We start from the raw sequence: 17,140 nt of genomic DNA, 5'->3' as shown, positions 1-17,140 counted from the left end.
TTTCCTGTTGTTAAATTTGAAGTTCAGCGTGAATTATACATTACTTTCATAAAATGAGTGTTAAATTTTGCAAAAAGAAAATTTTAGAAAAGATAGCAGAATAAGACTAAAAAGAGAGCTTAAATTCAAGGCTAAATCATCGCATTATAAGATGTTTGAGCCGCTTTTAAATTTGCTTGACGAGTTAAGACCTAAGCGAATTTTGATATTTATTCCTCTGCCGTCCGAGCCGAATTTGCAAATTTTAAAGAGAAAATTATGTAAAAAATATGAAATTTTTATTCCGTTTATGTTTGATATTAGTTTAAAAATGGTAAAATCAAAACTTCCGCTAAAGCGTTCAAAATTTGGGATTAAAGAGCCTATCTCACCTAAATTTTTAAACAAGCGGATAGACGTAGCTATCGTTCCCGTCCTTGGGGTTGACGGAAATATGGCTAGGATAGGGCACGGAAAAGGTTTTTATGATAGATTTTTTAGTGATTTACCTTACCGACCTATTGTGATATTTGTTCAGATTAAAGAGAATTTTATCGATAAAATCATCACTCAAAATCACGATATTCAAGGTGATTTTTACATTACCCCTACCAAAAATTATATAAAAAGAGGAACTTATGATAGAAGTTTTAGTAGGATTAGGAGCAGGTGCGGTGGGCGTTGGCGCAGGATATCTTGTCGCCAAAAAGATAAATGACGCAAACTATAATATATTTTTAGAACAGGCAAAAGCAAAAGCAAAGGCAATCGAGTATGAGGCGGAATTAACGCTTAAAAATTCTAAAATTTCAGTTCAAGAGGCTGAATTTGAAGCCAAGAAAAAATATGACGATAAGACAATTAAGCTACAAAAAGAGTACGGGCAGAAATTTGACGAGCTTGGCAAGAGAGAGCAAGCTCTTTTAAACGAACAAGAAATTTTAAAAGAGAGCAAAGACGAGCTTGAAAGATCAAAAACCGAAGCTAAAAATTTATACGAAGAGGGCGTAAATTTAAAGGTTAGTTACCAGGCTAAACTGCAAGAAGCGCTTAAGGTGCTTGAGCATGCGGCAGGTTTAACCGAAGAAGAGGCTCGTGAAGTCGTGCTTAAGAAGGTTGAAGAAAAGAGTCGCGCAGATATAGCTCATATCGTAAGAAAACATGAAGAAGAGGCTAAAAGGGAAGCTAAAAAGAGGGTAAATTACATCCTTGCTCAGGCTACTTCGCGCTTTGCGGGCGAATTTGCGGCTGAGAGGCTAATTAACGTCGTAAATATCAAAAACGATGAGCTAAAAGGCAGAATCATCGGAAAAGAGGGGCGAAATATCAAGACTCTTGAGATGGTTTTAGGCGTTGATATCATAATTGACGATACTCCTAACGCGATTATATTAAGCAGCTTTAATCTTTACAGACGTGCAATCGCTACGAGAGTCATCGAGATTTTGGTGGAAGACGGACGAATTCAGCCTGCAAGAATTGAAGATATACATAAAAAAGTATGCGAAGAATTTGAAGCCAGCATAATGGAAGAGGGCGAAAATATAGTAATAGACCTTGGTCTTAGCAAGATGCATCCTGAGATCGTAAAGTTAATAGGCAAGCTCAAATTTAGAGCTAGCTACGGACAAAACGCACTTGCACATAGTCTTGAAGTAGCCCATCTTGCAGGTATCATAGCTGCAGAAACGGGCGGAGATGAGAAGCTTGCAAAAAGAGCGGGAATTCTTCATGATATAGGCAAGGCTTTAACTCACGAATACGAGGGAAGCCACGTTGATTTGGGCGCTGAAATTTGTAAACGTTATAAAGAACACCCTGTCGTTATAAATGCTATATACGCTCACCACGGTCACGAAGAAGCAACAAGCGTAGAGAGTGCCGCCGTTTGTGCGGCCGACTGCTTAAGTGCGGCGCGTCCGGGTGCTAGAAGAGAGGTTCTTGAAAGCTTCTTAAAACGCGTTGAAGAGATAGAAAATATCGCAAAAAGCAAAGAGGGCATCAAGCAAGCTTACGCTATCAACGCAGGACGCGAAATTCGCGTTATAGCAAATGCAAAACTTATAAACGACGATGAAGCGGTGCTTGTAGCTAAGGAGATAGCGCAAGAGATCGAGGATAAGGTTCAGTATCCGGGCGAGATAAAAGTAAATGTCATTAGAGAAATTCGCGCGGTTGATTACGCGAAATAAGGTATTTGATGAAGAAAATTTTACTGATAATTTTTAGTGCGATTTTGCTCTTTGCAAACGATGAGCTTGTGCTTGATGCCTCAAATTCATTTACTTTAACAATGAGAAAAAACAGCTCCGCTCCGACAAAGGCGCTTATGCAAAACGCAAGGGCAGTAGTTATATTTCCTAGTGTGAAAAAAATAGGTCTGGTTCTTGGCGGTATGCACGGCAAGGGTATAATGGTACTGGGCAATCCTTACTCGCCAAGCGAGCTTGTGCCAGTAGAGATAAGCGGCGGAAGCATAGGGCTTCAGATAGGTTATGAAAACAGCTCTTTAGTGCTATTTATAATGAAAGATAGCCTTATAGAAGATATCAAGCAAGGAAAGATAACCATAGAGGCTGGAGCTTCGTTTGCATTTGGAGATATAGGTGATAACTACGCTAAGATGAGCGATTTTAGCTTTTCAAGCAGCATATATGCCTATGCAAGCAATGATGGATTTTTCGCAGGAGCAAGCTTTGGCGGGGCAGTAATATCAAAAAGCAACGAAAGCTCTCCTAAGATGGACTCATACGGCTTTTCATCTTTGATGAACGCTTTTTCTAAATTTTAAGGATAGCCTTTGCAAGATATGCTCACATCGCTATCCACTTATGGATATATAGTTTTGTTTTTGTACTCTCTTGGTGGCGGTATGGTTGCCATCATTGCAGCAGGGGTTTTGAGTTATGCCGGGAAAATGGATTTAAGCGTAAGTATCGTGGTGGCGACAGCGGCAAACACCATAGGCGATATGATGCTTTTTTATGTAGGTCGCTACAACAAACAAGCCGTCATGCCCTATCTTGCAAATCATAAACGCAAGCTTGCATACTCGCATATTTTGATGAAAAGACACGGGGATAAAGTGATCTTTATGCAAAAATTTGTTTATGGCATAAAGACATTGGTGCCTATCGCTATCGGTCTTACGAAATATCCTGTGGTCAAATTTGGTGTTTTAAATTTGCTTGCCTCTATCGTTTGGGCTATTGCGCTTGGTGTGGGAAGCTTTTATATGGGTGAAATTTTTATGAATATAGGCTCTTATTTCGGCTCGCACGGCTGGATTATGCCTATTATTATGTTTGTGCTTTTGGGTTCTATTTGGTTTTATCTACAACAAGTAACTAAAAAAAAGGAAAAAAATTGAAGAAAATTTTAATATTTGTAGCGGTTTTGGCTGCTTTGGTATTTGGAGGGCTTAAATTTTACTCTATGAAAGTGGAGGAGAAATTTTATAGCGTTCTTAATAATATAAAGAACGTAGAAGCCGTTGCAGTAGAAAATGAGAAATTTAGCGGAGGATTTTTTGCCTCTAACGGAAATTTTGATGTTGTTATCAAAAAAGATAGCATAAACAATCTTTTTGCTCTTAATAAAGAAGAAGGTCTTAAGGAGGATTTAAAACTCAAAATCACCTCTTCTATAAGTCATGGAGTTTCAAATTTGATAAATGGAATTGAAACTATCGGTGATGTAGAGTTAGCAAGCGAAAATTTAAAAGATGTGTCAAATAAAATTTTTGACACCACCAAGCCTCTTAAATTTAAGGTGATTGAAAAGATAGGCGGAGATAAAAACGCCCGTTTCGAGCTTGTTAAGATAGATAAAGAAGCCGATGGAGTTAAATTTAATATGGCTGATACCTTTATGGATTTTAAGTTTGATGATGCTTATAAAATTTTGCAGAGCAAAATTTCAAATGACTTTATAAAAGTTAATGACGATTCTATGAATATTACCTTTGAGGGTATTCATTATGATGTTAAATACGAAAAACCTCTTGATATCTCAAGTCTTGCAAACTATACTTTCGCCAATGATGTTGCCAAGACCAATATCAAAAAAATAGGCTTAAATTTTATGCAAAATTCTCTAGATATAAGCGATATATCTAGCGATACTAAACTGATAACAGACAGCCAAACTATAACTCAGGTTGATAGCACTAAAATTTCTAAAATCAAGTATGATGATATAGAGCTTGTTGATTTTGTTATGGATACAAGAGTTGAGAATATCGATAAAAAATCCATAGAAGGTATTTTAAATTCCAAAGCTAAAGATGACGAACTATATTTTCAAGAGCTTCAAAATATGTTTCAAGCGATACTTCAAAGAGGACCTAAGCTCGTGTTTGAAAAGCTAAATTTTAAGAATAGTGACAATAAAACCTATGAGTCGAATTTGGAAATTTCATTAGATCCTTCAAATGGGCAAGATTTTTCTATGATGTATAGCATTATGAGAATTTTGAATTTAAGCGGATATATCAAGATAGACACTACGCCAGGGGAATTTTTGTTTAAAAATTTACAGGATCAAAAAGTTATGATTGATCAAAGCTTGCTTGATAGCGGAGTTTTTGTGCAAAACGGCAATAGCTACGAATCTAAATTTAACTACAATAAACGCACTCAGGATATTATTTTTAACAATAAAATTTCTCTTAAAACTTTTTTAGCTACGATGTTTTAATAAATTTTATAAATTTACGCGCTTAGACTAGTTTTTTATCTTAGTTTAAGCGTGATTTCTATATACTTCAATTTTCGCTTCACAAAAACGGATAACAACAATTAAACTAAAATTTAATCGTCATGTTCTCTAACTTAACACTGTTAAACTAATTAGTCAATCTTTGAAATCTAAACAAGTGATCGATTGAGCCAATTTACTTTCAGGCTTTCTTCGGAAAGTAGTTAGTAAATAAAACTAATTAATATAAATAAAAATTAAAAGTTTTTTGATTAAAAACTTCATATAAATTATATGGAGAGTTTGATCCTGGCTCAGAGTGAACGCTGGCGGCGTGCCTAATACATGCAAGTCGAACGGAGATTAAAGTAAGCTTGCTTATTTTAATCTTAGTGGCGCACGGGTGAGTAATGTATAGCTAATCTGCCCTACACTAGAGGACAACAGTTGGAAACGACTGCTAATACTCTATACTCCTTCTTTACATAAGTTAAGTCGGGAAAGTTTTTCGGTGTAGGATGAGGCTATATCGTATCAGCTAGTTGGTGAGGTAATGGCTCACCAAGGCTATGACGCGTAACTGGTCTGAGAGGATGATCAGTCACACTGGAACTGAGACACGGTCCAGACTCCTACGGGAGGCAGCAGTAGGGAATATTGCTCAATGGGGGAAACCCTGAAGCAGCAACGCCGCGTGGAGGATGACACTTTTCGGAGCGTAAACTCCTTTTCTTGGGAAAGAATTATGACGGTACCCAAGGAATAAGCACCGGCTAACTCCGTGCCAGCAGCCGCGGTAATACGGAGGGTGCAAGCGTTACTCGGAATCACTGGGCGTAAAGGACGCGTAGGCGGATTATCAAGTCTTGAGTGAAATCTAACGGCTTAACCGTTAAACTGCTTGGGAAACTGATAATCTAGAGTAAGGGAGAGGCAGATGGAATTCTTGGTGTAGGGGTAAAATCCGTAGAGATCAAGAAGAATACCCATTGCGAAGGCGATCTGCTGGAACTTAACTGACGCTAATGCGTGAAAGCGTGGGGAGCAAACAGGATTAGATACCCTGGTAGTCCACGCCCTAAACGATGTATACTAGTTGTTGCCAAGCTAGTCTTGGCAGTAATGCACCTAACGGATTAAGTATACCGCCTGGGGAGTACGGTCGCAAGATTAAAACTCAAAGGAATAGACGGGGACCCGCACAAGCGGTGGAGCATGTGGTTTAATTCGAAGATACGCGAAGAACCTTACCCGGACTTGATATCTAACAAATCATCTAGAGATAGAAGAGTGTCTGCTTGCAGAAATGTTAAGACAGGTGCTGCACGGCTGTCGTCAGCTCGTGTCGTGAGATGTTGGGTTAAGTCCCGCAACGAGCGCAACCCACGTATTTAGTTGCTAACGGTTAGGCCGAGCACTCTAAATAGACTGCCTTCGTAAGGAGGAGGAAGGTGTGGACGACGTCAAGTCATCATGGCCCTTATGTCCGGGGCGACACACGTGCTACAATGGCATATACAATGAGACGCAATATCGCGAGATGGAGCAAATCTATAAAATATGTCCCAGTTCGGATTGGAGTCTGCAACTCGACTCCATGAAGCCGGAATCGCTAGTAATCGTAGATCAGCCATGCTACGGTGAATACGTTCCCGGGTCTTGTACTCACCGCCCGTCACACCATGGGAGTTGATTTCACTCGAAGCCCAAATACCAAACCGGTTATGGTCCACAGTGGAATCAGCGACTGGGGTGAAGTCGTAACAAGGTAACCGTAGGAGAACCTGCGGTTGGATCACCTCCTTTCTAGAGTACAATGAATATTCTCTCACAAGATATTCATCAAAGGAAAATTTAGATTAGCCTTTTAAACTAATCTACTCAATCATCCTTGTTTAGTTTTGAAAGATTGATATTGAAGCTAATTGGGGAATTAGCTCAGCTGGGAGAGCGCCTGCTTTGCACGCAGGAGGTCAGCGGTTCGATCCCGCTATTCTCCACCAAATACATTAGGGCCTATAGCTCAGCTGGTTAGAGTGCACCCCTGATAAGGGTGAGGTCACAAGTTCAAGTCTTGTTAGGCCCACCATTAATTAGTAAATAAATTAGTTTAACTACAAAAGATTTTAAACATCAAAGTTTAAATCAAGTATTCTAAAATGAATATTTGCTTTAGACTTTGAATTATAGCCTATCTACTAATAAATACGGCAACGCTTAAAGCGTTGGTGTGCTTTAGGTGGGTGCAGGGAGTGAAACTCCTGCTCGGAGCAAGAGCTTTGCTCTTGCGAGAAGTCTAAAACGTTCTTTTATTTATCATTGTTAAGAGTCACAAGCAAGTTTTAAATAAAACAATTTTACAGGACTTGTTAAAGATTTAAATATCTTATCTCTTGAATATAATCAGTATTCAGAAGTTTAACGTCACAAGATATCTAGAGTTAAAACTTATCTATATATCAGTTAATGCTTTCCGTCTTGGGGATGAGAGTTTAAATTTAGTAATAAACTTAAATTTGCTTCATATATTCATATATGATTTTAAATTTTTGTTATTTATATTACCTTTAACAAGGAAGTGATGCGAATTAGAATATGAAATATACTAATAAAAGGTAAGCTGCAAAGAGCAAATGGTGGATGCCTTGGCTAGTAGAGGCGATGAAGGACGTGCCAGGCTGCGATAAGACTCGGGGAGCCGTCAAGGGGCTTTGATCCGGGTATTTCCGAATGGGGCAACCCAACTGATAGCGATGTCAGTTACCGTAATGGAGCGAACGAGGGGAATTGAAACATCTTAGTACCCTCAGGAAAAGAAATCAAACGAGATTACGCTAGTAGCGGCGAGCGAACGCGTAAGAGGGCAAACCGTTAGTTTACTAACGGGGTTGTAGGACTGCAATATAGACTAAACAAAGCTAATAGAATAAGCTGGAAAGCTTAAGCATAGAGGGTGATACTCCCGTATATGAAAGCGATGTTTTACTTAGCAGTATCCTGAGTAGGGCGGAACACGTGATATTCTGTCTGAAGCCGGGTAGACCACTATCCAACCCTAAATACTACTACTAGACCGATAGCGCACAAGTACCGTGAGGGAAAGGTGAAAAGAACTGAGGTGATCAGAGTGAAATAGAACCTGAAACCATTTGCTTACAATCATTCAGAGCCCTATGATTTATCAGGGTGATGGACTGCCTTTTGCATAATGAGCCTGCGAGTTGTGATGTCTGGCGAGGTTAAGGAAACCCGGAGCCGTAGCGAAAGCGAGTCTTAATAGGGCGTTTAGTCAGATGTTGCAGACCCGAAACGATGTGATCTATCCATGAGCAGGTTGAAACCGGTGTAAGAGCCGGTGGAGGACCGAACCCGCTAGCGTTGAAAAGCTATGGGATGACTTGTGGATAGGGGTGAAAGGCCAATCAAACATCGTGATAGCTGGTTCTCTCCGAAATATATTTAGGTATAGCGTCATGTAGTAACACTAGGGGGTAGAGCACTGAATGGGCTAGGGCATACACCAATGTACCAAACCCTATCAAACTCCGAATACCTAGTGTGTAATCATGGCAGTCAGGCGGCGAGTGATAAAATCCGTCGTCGAGAGGGGAACAACCCAGACTAACAGCTAAGGTCCCTAAATCTCATTTAAGTGGAAAACGATGTGGAGTTACTGAAACAACCAGGAGGTTGGCTTAGAAGCAGCCATCCTTTAAAGAAAGCGTAATAGCTCACTGGTCTAGTGATTCTGCGCGGAAAATATAACGGGGCTAAAATGAGTACCGAAGCTTTAGACTTGCACTTAATCATTTATACTAGCTCGTCTTTTGAGCGTATTTAAATGAGCTTGAAATTTTCTTAATCGACAGCCTATATGGCTAGTCTCAATCGAAAATGTCATCGCAACATTTAAATCCATCTCAAAACAAGTGAAGCGCTTTTTGCGTAAGCAAAAATGTTTCATTGAAAATACTTTGCTTAATCCGTTCTTTTAAATTTCAGGTTAAGCACTAGAATTTAGAGTATAAATTTGATAGTATGAATAATTAAGTGCAAGTGGTAGGAGAGCGTTCTATTCAGCGTTGAAGGTGTACCGGTAAGGAGCGCTGGAGCGGATAGAAGTGAGCATGCAGGCATGAGTAGCGATAATTAATGTGAGAATCATTAACGCCGTAAACCCAAGGTTTCCTACGCGATGCTCGTCATCGTAGGGTTAGCCGGGTCCTAAGCAAAGTCCGAAAGGGGTATGCGATGGAAAATTGGTTAATATTCCAATGCCAACTATTATGTGCGATGGAAGGACGCTTAGAGTTAAAGGAGCCAGCGGATGGAAGTGCTGGTCGAAAGGTGTAGGTTGAGTTACAGGCAAATCCGTAACTCTTTATCCGAGACCCCACAGGCAGACAAAGTTCTTCGGAACAGCGTTTGAATCCTTGATACTGTCGAGCCAAGAAAAGTTTCTAAGTTTAGTAATAGTTGCCCGTACCGTAAACCGACACAGGTGGGTGGGATGAGTATTCTAAGGCGCGTGGAAGAACTCTCTTCAAGGAACTCTGCAAAATAGCACCGTATCTTCGGTATAAGGTGTGCCTAGCTTTGTTAAGGATTTACTCCGTAAGCAAAGAAGGTTACAACAAAGAGTCCCTCCCGACTGTTTACCAAAAACACAGCACTCTGCTAACTCGTAAGAGGATGTATAGGGTGTGACGCCTGCCCGGTGCTCGAAGGTTAATTGATGACGTTAGCTCTGCGAAGCGTTTGATCGAAGCCCGAGTAAACGGCGGCCGTAACTATAACGGTCCTAAGGTAGCGAAATTCCTTGTCGGTTAAATACCGACCTGCATGAATGGCGTAACGAGATGGGAGCTGTCTCGAAGAGGGATCCAGTGAAATTGTAGTGGAGGTGAAAATTCCTCCTACCCGCGGCAAGACGGAAAGACCCCGTGGACCTTTACTACAGCTTGACACTGCTATTGGGATAAAGATGTGCAGGATAGGTGGGAGGCTTTGATCTATAAACGCCAGTTTATAGTGAGCCGTTGTTGAGATACCACTCTTTTTTATTCTGATAGCTAACTGGCATGAGTTATCCTCATGCAGGACAATGTCTGGTGGGTAGTTTGACTGGGGCGGTCGCCTCCCAAAATGTAACGGAGGCTTACAAAGGTTGGCTCAGAACGGTTGGAAATCGTTCGTAGAGTATAAAGGTATAAGCCAGCTTAACTGCGAGACGTACATGTCAAGCAGAGACGAAAGTCGGTCTTAGTGATCCGGTGGTTCTGTGTGGAAGGGCCATCGCTCAAAGGATAAAAGGTACCCCGGGGATAACAGGCTGATCTCCCCCAAGAGCTCACATCGACGGGGAGGTTTGGCACCTCGATGTCGGCTCATCGCATCCTGGGGCTGGAGCAGGTCCCAAGGGTATGGCTGTTCGCCATTTAAAGCGGTACGCGAGCTGGGTTCAGAACGTCGTGAGACAGTTCGGTCCCTATCTGCCGTGGGCGTAAGAAGATTGAGGAGAGTTGACCCTAGTACGAGAGGACCGGGTTGAACCAACCACTGGTGTACGAGTTGTCCTGCCAAGGGCACCGCTCGGTAGCTAAGTTGGGATGTGATAAGAGCTGAAAGCATCTAAGCTCGAAGCCAACTCCAAGATGAATCTTCTTTTAAGACCTCATAAAGACTATATGTTTGATAGGCTGGGTGTGTAATGGATGAAAGTCCTTTAGCTGACCAGTACTAATAGGTCGTCTGCTTATCTTTTAATAAGCATCACTTCCTTGTTAAGGGTAAACCTTGCAAGAAAAGATTGTTGTTTAAAACGCTTTAACTCTTAACAAATAAAAGACAGTGTTAAATAAGAAATTAGGAAGCAGGTTGTTGAGATATAAATAAAAATATCTTGGTTAAACTCTGCAATGATTTTTTATTTAACACTGCCCGTGACTATACAGACGAGGAAACGCCTTGCTCCATCTCGAACCAAGAAGCTAAGCTCGTCCTGGCTGATGATACTCTCCCTTACTGGGATGTTTGGAAAAGTAGGTCGTTGCGGGCTTTGTTATTATTCTTCTAAATTCATATCAAAAACAGCTAATCCAAAAATATTAACAATAAAGATAAAAATTTTTTACATTTATTATATTTTTACATACTTTTAAATTTAAACCGATTAGTTTTTAAATTCTTTATATATTTATCTGCTTTATTTACAATTATCCAAAGTAACTTCTGTATTTATTCTTTATATCTATAGTTTATTTGTTTATTTTATTTATTAAGCTTGTATGATTACTTTACGAATTAAAAGATATTGTAAAAAGTCCATATTTTTTTATGGTCGTCTTTTAATTCATTTTTTCATAGAATTGTAAAGCTCCCTGTTATTAAGCTTTGTTAGTAACACAATCATAAATTTAATAGATTAAGACGCTTCTTGTGAAATTTAGATTAAAATAAATTTGCTTATACTTATTTATAAATTTATCATTTCTTTAACATAGTGTTATAGAATTTTAACTACTTAAATTTAAACATCTTAATAAAAAGGAATTTACTATGAATACGGTAAAAAATATACTATTAGCACTGATTATGCTTTGGCTATCTGCATTTGCTCAGATAAATTTAAACACGGCCACTAAAGAGGAGCTTATGAGCTTAAAGGGTATAGGAGAGTCCAAGGCTGAGGCTATAATGGAATATAGAAAAATGAATAAGTTTAACTCTATAGATGATATTAAGAATGTAAACGGAATAGGAGATAAGACATTTGAGGCGTTAAAGCAAGATATATCGGTATCGGGTAAAAGCGTAATGCCTGCTAATACTACTAAAAAGATAAAAGATAAAGTATCTAAAACAAAAGATACAAAAGAAAAAACAACTAAACAGGCAGACAAAGTAAAAGATACTAAAGACAGTCTAAGCAAAAAAGTTAAAGACAAAGAAGATAACTTAAAGAAAGAGGCAAAGAAGGCTAAGAGTAAAGAAGATAAGACAGATAAGGCTAAGGATGCAAAAGAGAAGATACAAGACGCCAAAGAGAGTATGAAGAAGGATACTAAAAAAACAAAAGAGAGTAAAGACGGAAAAATAAAGAAAGAGAAGAAGGGGTAGTAAGGGTTTTTGGGGAGGGGGGGGGAGAAAATAAAGGTGAGTAGGGGTGGATTAATATAGAAAGACTATAAAGAGATAAGAGGATGGAAACAGGAAAATATTAAAAGAGACAGTGGATGTAGAATGGTAGAGTGAGGTTATGAAAGAGACATATAGTGGTCGCCACTTTCTACTGATGAAACAACATTAAAACATTCTACGATAATCACTTATAAGACATTTATAGCGTTTATGAAGTTGAAGGTGGTTCGGGTAATGAAACGGAAGCAAGTTGAGGCAAAAAATGCAAATAAGAGAATTAAAAAAACAAAAAACGAGAAAGACTAAATAAGGATAAATAAGAAAGCAAGATAGCGCAATAATAGAAAGATGAGTAGCGGTAATAGACTACTGCGGCAGATGCGGTTTAGATCAAGGTGTGAGAGGGTTTAAGAGGGTGCCTCCAACAATGGAGGCGAGATTTGGAAAGTGGAAGTATGCTCTTAGCAAACTTGAGGTTTAAGAGAGGGTATCTAACTGAGGAAATTTAAAAAGATAGATTTACTATATAGAATGAAAAATTATCTAGTAAAATATTATGTTAAGAATTTATAAATTGAGTATATCAAATAAAAAAGGGTGAAGATAGGCTAAATTTAGTTTTATTGTCTATATTTGGCAAGACATATCAAATTTATCCTTCTTTACTTTCTTAAGATATCTTTTCTGTGTGAAATATAATAAGTCAAGATAGTAATTATTTGATTGGAAGTGAGGGCTGTAAGATATTTAAATTTTAAGTATTTAAAATCGCTACTATTTTATATTCTAAAAAACAAAATATCAAACTTATATTTCAGTTATAGTAGCAAGAATACCGATGCATAAAATAAAATATATAGAAAATTTATAATATTGGAGAATTTTTGAAAGATTTATTAGAGCTCGTTGTCTGCTTAAAAAAAGAGCTTAAATTTAATAAAAAAATGCTTAGCAAGGTAGATAAAAAAAGAATTAAAAGATATCCGTATTTGTTGCAATCAAAATCTTTCATAAATTCTCGTGCTATAAAATTTACATTTAAAAAGCGCTCCAAATTTTGTATATCTCATAAAGATGGATGTGTGGCGGTGCTTTTTGGGAAAGGTGCATTTGGAGTGGATGTCGAAGAGTTAAAAGATAGAAATTTTGATCGCATAAGCGAATTTTGTTTTATGGAATTTGAAGAGCAAGAGTGGAACAAGTCGCTAAAAAACAAAGAAAAATTTTATCAAATTTATACTACCAAAGAAGCTTTGATAAAGGCTCAAAATTTGGGCTTTAGCGAGCTTAAAGTTGTAGATTCTTTAAGATCAAGAGGATATTTTAAAAAAAGCTTTATTGTTAATGATTTGTTTATAGTTTCTGCGGTTTTTAAAGGTAAAAAAGATATAATGATTAAATTTTTATAAAGACGAGAGTTTTGTTTGAGTGTGGTTAAATTCCTAAAATTGTTTGTTTTGGCGATATTACTATCTTCTTGTAATGCTAAATTTCAACCGCCCATTTTGCCTAAATTCAGTGAAAAAAATTTTGAAGTTATTTCTAGGCAAGGAACAGGCATTCTTTATGTAGCCAGTACCGACAAGGGGTATAATTTTACTTTGATTAGTGTACTTGGAGCTCCTTTGGCAAGGCGAATTTTAACAAAAGACGGCAAATTTGAAAATATTGGATTTTTACCGCCAAATTTAAGATACAACGATCTTTTTGCGGCTGTTCTTGATATGATAAAAAACAAAGAGCATGAAAAGGAAATTTTAATAGATGAAGAAAAATTTAAGGTAAAAAGCATTGATATACGTTAGTAAGCCGTCCATAGTGAGCGCAGCCGGCATGAGTGCGGATAAAAATATTTTAAATTTACAAACAAGTAAAAGATTTTTAACTCTTTGTGATAGTTTTATAGAGGGCAAATCATTAATGCTGGGTAAGATAGATATTAGTTTTGAAAAATTTAGCCCCAAAACGCCTAAATACTTTAAAACCCGCACAAACGCGCTTGCCTTAAACGCTATGATGCAAATTGATAATACAATAAAAGACGCCATAAAGAAGCATGGTAAAAATCGCGTAGGTGTCGTTATAGGAACTACAACGAGCGGAGTTGAAGAAAACTACAAGATATTTAAAGAGCATGCTAAGACAGGCTTTTTTGATATATTTAGATACAATGTCAGCCAAAACGCTCTGGCAAATCCTGCCGAGTTTATTACTGATTTTTACGGATTAAGCGGAGTTTGCTTTGCCGTTTCTACGGCTTGCACTTCGGGCGTTAAGGCGATAATTGAAGCCAAAAGGCTTATTAAAGCCGGGATTTGCGATGCGGTTATTTGCGGTGGAGTTGATAGTCTAAATACTCTTACGATAAACGGGTTTCATTCTCTTGGGATACTAAGTGAGGGCGAAACTAATCCCTTTTCAAAAAATCGTGACGGTATAAATATAGGCGAAGGTGCTGGGCTTTTTGTGCTAAGTAAGGATGAGATTTCTGATATTGTTATAGCGGGCGAACATTCAAATTGCGATGCGTTTCATATGACTCAGCCTGAAACAAGCGGCAAAATGCAAGGAATTTGTATCCAAGAAGCGCTTAAAAAAGCAAATTTAAGCGAGGTTGATTATATAAATTTGCATGGCACCGGAACAGTGGCAAACGAACAGGTTGAAGCTGCCGTAGTAAATGCAAATTTGCCAAATACACCGGCAAGTTCTATAAAGCCTGCGATAGGACATACATTGGGCGCTGCAGGAGCGATTGAAAGCGCTATTTGTGTGATGCTTTGCATGCAAAAAGAAGTTGTTTTACCACCTCATATATATGATGGAATTTATGACGAAGAGATAAAGAGAGTAAATTTGGTTAAAATCAATGAAAAAGCCGTTGTAAATTCTGCCATGTCGTTATCTTTTGCTTTTGGCGGAGATAATGCGGCGATTATTTTTGAAAGGGTTAGATGAGTTTGGCTGATCATTTGCCTCACGGCACTTCTATCGTTCTTATAGATGAAATTTTAGAATTTAAGCAAGATTATATCAAGACTAAAAGTATCATAAAAAGCGATAATAAATTTTTGCAAGACGGCAAATTTGAGATGTATAAAAGCATAGAGATGATGGCGCAAGCGCTTGGGATATATGATTCTAAGATGCGTGAGTTAAAAGGGTTAAAATCAGGACTTGGATTCTTGCTTGGAAGTAGAAAATTTGAGATGTTTCAGCCGTTTTTAAATATAGGGGACGAAGTTGTAATAGAAGCAAGATGTTCTTTGCAGGATGAGGAGGGGTTTGGAATTTATGATTGCGAGCTTTATACGGATGGCAAAATGGCCGCCAAAGCCCGTTTAAATGTAATAAGTCCTAATGATGAGTTTGTACAAAGGATTGTAAATGAGTAAAAAAAGAGTTTTGATAACGGGCTCAAGCAGAGGTATAGGCGAGGCGATAGCAAGACGTCTTACAAGTAGCGGCTATGAAGTGGTTTTGCACGGGAAGAAGAAAAGCGATGTGCTAACTAACCTTGAAAACGAACTTGGAGTTAAAAGCCTTGCTTTTGATGTGAGTGATACGCAGGCTGCAAATTTTGCCATTGAAGAGGATATATCAAAAAACGGCGCTTACTACGCCGTAGTCTTAAATGCAGGGATAACTCGCGACAATACCTTTGTAGCGATTGAAAAAGAGGACTGGTTTGATGTTATGGATGTAAATTTAAATAGCTTTTATAATGTCTTAAAGCCTGCACTCATGCCTATGATACGCACGAGAAAGCCTGCTAGGGTAGTTGTGATAAGCTCGGTTTCAGGCATTATCGGCAATAGAGGACAGGTTAATTATTCTGCAAGCAAAGCGGGGCTTATAGGAGCTACAAAAGCTCTTGCCGTAGAGCTTGCTTCAAGAAATATAACCGTTAATTGCGTAGCTCCGGGACTTATTGAAACAGATATGATAGATGAAAATTTGCCGATGGATGAAATTTTAAAAGCAATTCCGGCAAAAAGAGCGGGCAAAACAGAAGAAGTAGCGCCCTTGGTTGAGTTTTTATTAAGCGAAGATGCCTCATATATAACAAGACAAGTTATCGGCGTAAACGGAGGTCTTTGCTGATGCGTGTATTTGTAACGGGAATGGGCATAGTAAGCGCTTTTGGCAAGAGCTGGAGTGAAGTAAGAGAAAAATTTAAGCAGTGCGAAAACGCTGTTGTTTATATGAAGGAGTGGGATAGGTATAATGATCTAAATACTCGCCTTGCCGCACCCATTTTAAATTACGAGTGTCCAAAGGAGTGGGATAGAAAGCAGCTTAGAAGCCTTGGTATCGTATCAAGATATAGCGTTGAAGCCGCAGGACTTGCTCTAAGTGACGCAGGACTTTTGAATGATGAAAGAATTACTGACGGCAGGATGGGTGTGGCATGCGGTTCATCCACCGGCAGCACCGAGTCGATTTTATCCATGGCTAATCTTTTAAGCACGGGCGAAAATAGCTGTAACGCCAACACTTATATAAAGATGATGCCTCACACGACGGCTGCTAATATAGCTCTTTTTTATAAGCTAACAGGACGCATAATACCCACTTCATCAGCCTGTACTAGCGGATCTCACGCTATCGGGTATGCTTATGAGAGTATAAAAAGCGGCAGGATAGATATGATGCTTGCAGGAGGCGCGGAAGAGCTCTGTCCAAGCGAAGCTTATGTCTTTGATATGCTTTATGCAACCAGTGTTAAGAATTTGGCGCCAAAGCTCTCTCCTGCGCCATTTGACTCAGGCCGAGATGGTTTGGTTCTTGGAGAAGGAGCTGGTATAATGCTGCTTGAGAGCGAAGAGAGCGCTATGAAAAGGGGAGCTAAAATTTACGCTGAAGTTGTCGGGTTTGGCTCAAACTGTGACGGAACGCACGTAACAAGACCGCAAAGCGCTACTATGAAAGGCGCGATGCAACTAGCGCTAAAAGAAGCAAATTTAACTCCCGATATGATAGGTTATATCAACGCTCACGCAACCGCTACCAAGCAAGGAGATATAGCAGAAAGCATAGCTACAAATGAGCTTTTTGGCGAAAATATAGCTATCAGCTCGCTTAAAAGCTATCTTGGACACACTCTTGGAGCCTGTGGCGGGCTTGAGGCGATATTTAGCGTTATGATGATGAGAGAGGGGCGATTTTTCCCTACGATAAATTTAAATCATATTGATGAAAGCTGCGCTCCGCTAAGATATTTAAGAGAAGAAACGGCCATAAATACCGACTTTGTTATGAGCAACAACTTTGCATTTGGCGGAGTAAATACATCGCTTATATTTAAGAAAATTTAATAAGG

11 protein-coding genes, 2 tRNA genes, 3 rRNA genes and 1 pseudogene are annotated in these 17,140 nt (G+C 38.8%); all 17 read left to right on the top strand.

The window, feature by feature from the left end:
- Positions 1-67 precede the first annotated feature (67 nt).
- The 17 genes and pseudogenes from CORI_RS05795 (at position 68) to CORI_RS05715 (ending at position 17,135) form a co-directional block, all read left to right on the top strand.
- Positions 68-697: a 5-formyltetrahydrofolate cyclo-ligase gene (locus CORI_RS05795; protein ID WP_173031183.1), complete on the top strand. Its 630-nt coding sequence runs from the start codon at positions 68-70 to the stop codon at positions 695-697.
- Positions 618-2,171 (top strand): ribonuclease Y, encoded by a 1,554-nt coding sequence (rny, locus tag CORI_RS05790; protein WP_173031182.1) that lies wholly within the window; start codon positions 618-620, stop codon positions 2,169-2,171. Before CORI_RS05795 ends, rny begins: the two co-directional genes overlap by 80 nt.
- Positions 2,172-2,179: 8 nt before the next feature.
- The gene (locus CORI_RS05785) at positions 2,180-2,770 is read left to right on the top strand and encodes a lipid-binding SYLF domain-containing protein (protein ID WP_173031181.1); all 591 of its coding nucleotides are present in this window, start codon (positions 2,180-2,182) and stop codon (positions 2,768-2,770) included.
- Positions 2,771-2,779: 9 nt separating this feature from the next.
- Positions 2,780-3,349: a DedA family protein gene (locus tag CORI_RS05780; RefSeq protein WP_173031180.1), complete on the top strand. Its 570-nt coding sequence runs from the start codon at positions 2,780-2,782 to the stop codon at positions 3,347-3,349.
- Positions 3,346-4,677, top strand: coding sequence for a DUF945 family protein (locus CORI_RS05775; RefSeq protein WP_173031179.1), 1,332 nt, complete (start codon positions 3,346-3,348; stop codon positions 4,675-4,677). The genes CORI_RS05780 and CORI_RS05775 overlap by 4 nt, the downstream gene beginning before the upstream one ends.
- A gap of 291 nt (positions 4,678-4,968) precedes the next feature.
- A 16S ribosomal RNA gene (locus tag CORI_RS05770) occupies positions 4,969-6,483 on the top strand.
- Positions 6,484-6,604: 121 nt separating this feature from the next.
- Positions 6,605-6,680, top strand: a tRNA-Ala gene (locus tag CORI_RS05765).
- Between the two features lie 9 nt (positions 6,681-6,689).
- Positions 6,690-6,766 (top strand) — tRNA-Ile (locus tag CORI_RS05760).
- Between the two features lie 524 nt (positions 6,767-7,290).
- Positions 7,291-10,440, top strand: a 23S ribosomal RNA gene (locus tag CORI_RS05755).
- A 175-nt stretch (positions 10,441-10,615) separates the two neighbouring features.
- Positions 10,616-10,735: ribosomal RNA gene (gene rrf, locus CORI_RS05750) — 5S ribosomal RNA — on the top strand.
- Together the 16S, 23S and 5S rRNA genes with 2 tRNA genes alongside form the textbook arrangement of a ribosomal RNA operon.
- A gap of 536 nt (positions 10,736-11,271) precedes the next feature.
- Positions 11,272-11,478 (top strand): annotated as a pseudogene (locus CORI_RS10715) (ComEA family DNA-binding protein); the annotation flags it as partial.
- Positions 11,479-12,701: 1,223 nt separating this feature from the next.
- Positions 12,702-13,226, top strand: coding sequence for a 4'-phosphopantetheinyl transferase superfamily protein (locus CORI_RS05740; RefSeq protein ID WP_173031178.1), 525 nt, complete (start codon positions 12,702-12,704; stop codon positions 13,224-13,226).
- 21 nt (positions 13,227-13,247) lie between these two features.
- Entirely contained in the window at positions 13,248-13,622 is a 375-nt protein-coding gene (locus CORI_RS05735; protein ID WP_254064979.1) for a hypothetical protein, read from the top strand.
- Positions 13,609-14,775 (top strand): beta-ketoacyl synthase N-terminal-like domain-containing protein, encoded by a 1,167-nt coding sequence (locus tag CORI_RS05730; protein WP_173031176.1) that lies wholly within the window; start codon positions 13,609-13,611, stop codon positions 14,773-14,775. Before CORI_RS05735 ends, CORI_RS05730 begins: the two co-directional genes overlap by 14 nt.
- Positions 14,772-15,212 (top strand): thioester dehydrase, encoded by a 441-nt coding sequence (locus CORI_RS05725; RefSeq protein WP_173031175.1) that lies wholly within the window; start codon positions 14,772-14,774, stop codon positions 15,210-15,212. The genes CORI_RS05730 and CORI_RS05725 overlap by 4 nt, the downstream gene beginning before the upstream one ends.
- A complete protein-coding gene (gene fabG, locus CORI_RS05720) occupies positions 15,205-15,921 on the top strand; it encodes a 3-oxoacyl-ACP reductase FabG (protein ID WP_173031174.1) in 717 nt (238 codons plus the stop codon). Before CORI_RS05725 ends, fabG begins: the two co-directional genes overlap by 8 nt.
- Positions 15,921-17,135: a beta-ketoacyl-ACP synthase gene (locus tag CORI_RS05715; protein WP_173031173.1), complete on the top strand. Its 1,215-nt coding sequence runs from the start codon at positions 15,921-15,923 to the stop codon at positions 17,133-17,135. The genes fabG and CORI_RS05715 overlap by 1 nt, the downstream gene beginning before the upstream one ends.
- The last annotated feature ends 5 nt before the right edge of the window (positions 17,136-17,140 follow it).

The sequence above is a fragment of the Campylobacter sp. CCUG 57310 genome (assembly GCF_013201975.1).
Classification (GTDB): Bacteria; Campylobacterota; Campylobacteria; order Campylobacterales; family Campylobacteraceae; genus Campylobacter_A; species Campylobacter_A canis.
This window is presented reverse-complemented; position numbering and strand designations above follow the sequence as displayed.

Bases quoted from the DNA above. Each gene is read 5' to 3' on its own strand.
- rny (WP_173031182.1), top strand. From the start codon at position 618: ATGATAGAAGTTTTAGTAGGATTAGGAGCAGGTGCGGTGGGCGTTGGC.
- CORI_RS05785 (WP_173031181.1), top strand. From the start codon at position 2,180: ATGAAGAAAATTTTACTGATAATTTTTAGTGCGATTTTGCTCTTTGCA.
- CORI_RS05725 (WP_173031175.1), top strand. From the start codon at position 14,772: ATGAGTTTGGCTGATCATTTGCCTCACGGCACTTCTATCGTTCTTATA.
- fabG (WP_173031174.1), top strand. From the start codon at position 15,205: ATGAGTAAAAAAAGAGTTTTGATAACGGGCTCAAGCAGAGGTATAGGC.
- CORI_RS05715 (WP_173031173.1), top strand. From the start codon at position 15,921: ATGCGTGTATTTGTAACGGGAATGGGCATAGTAAGCGCTTTTGGCAAG.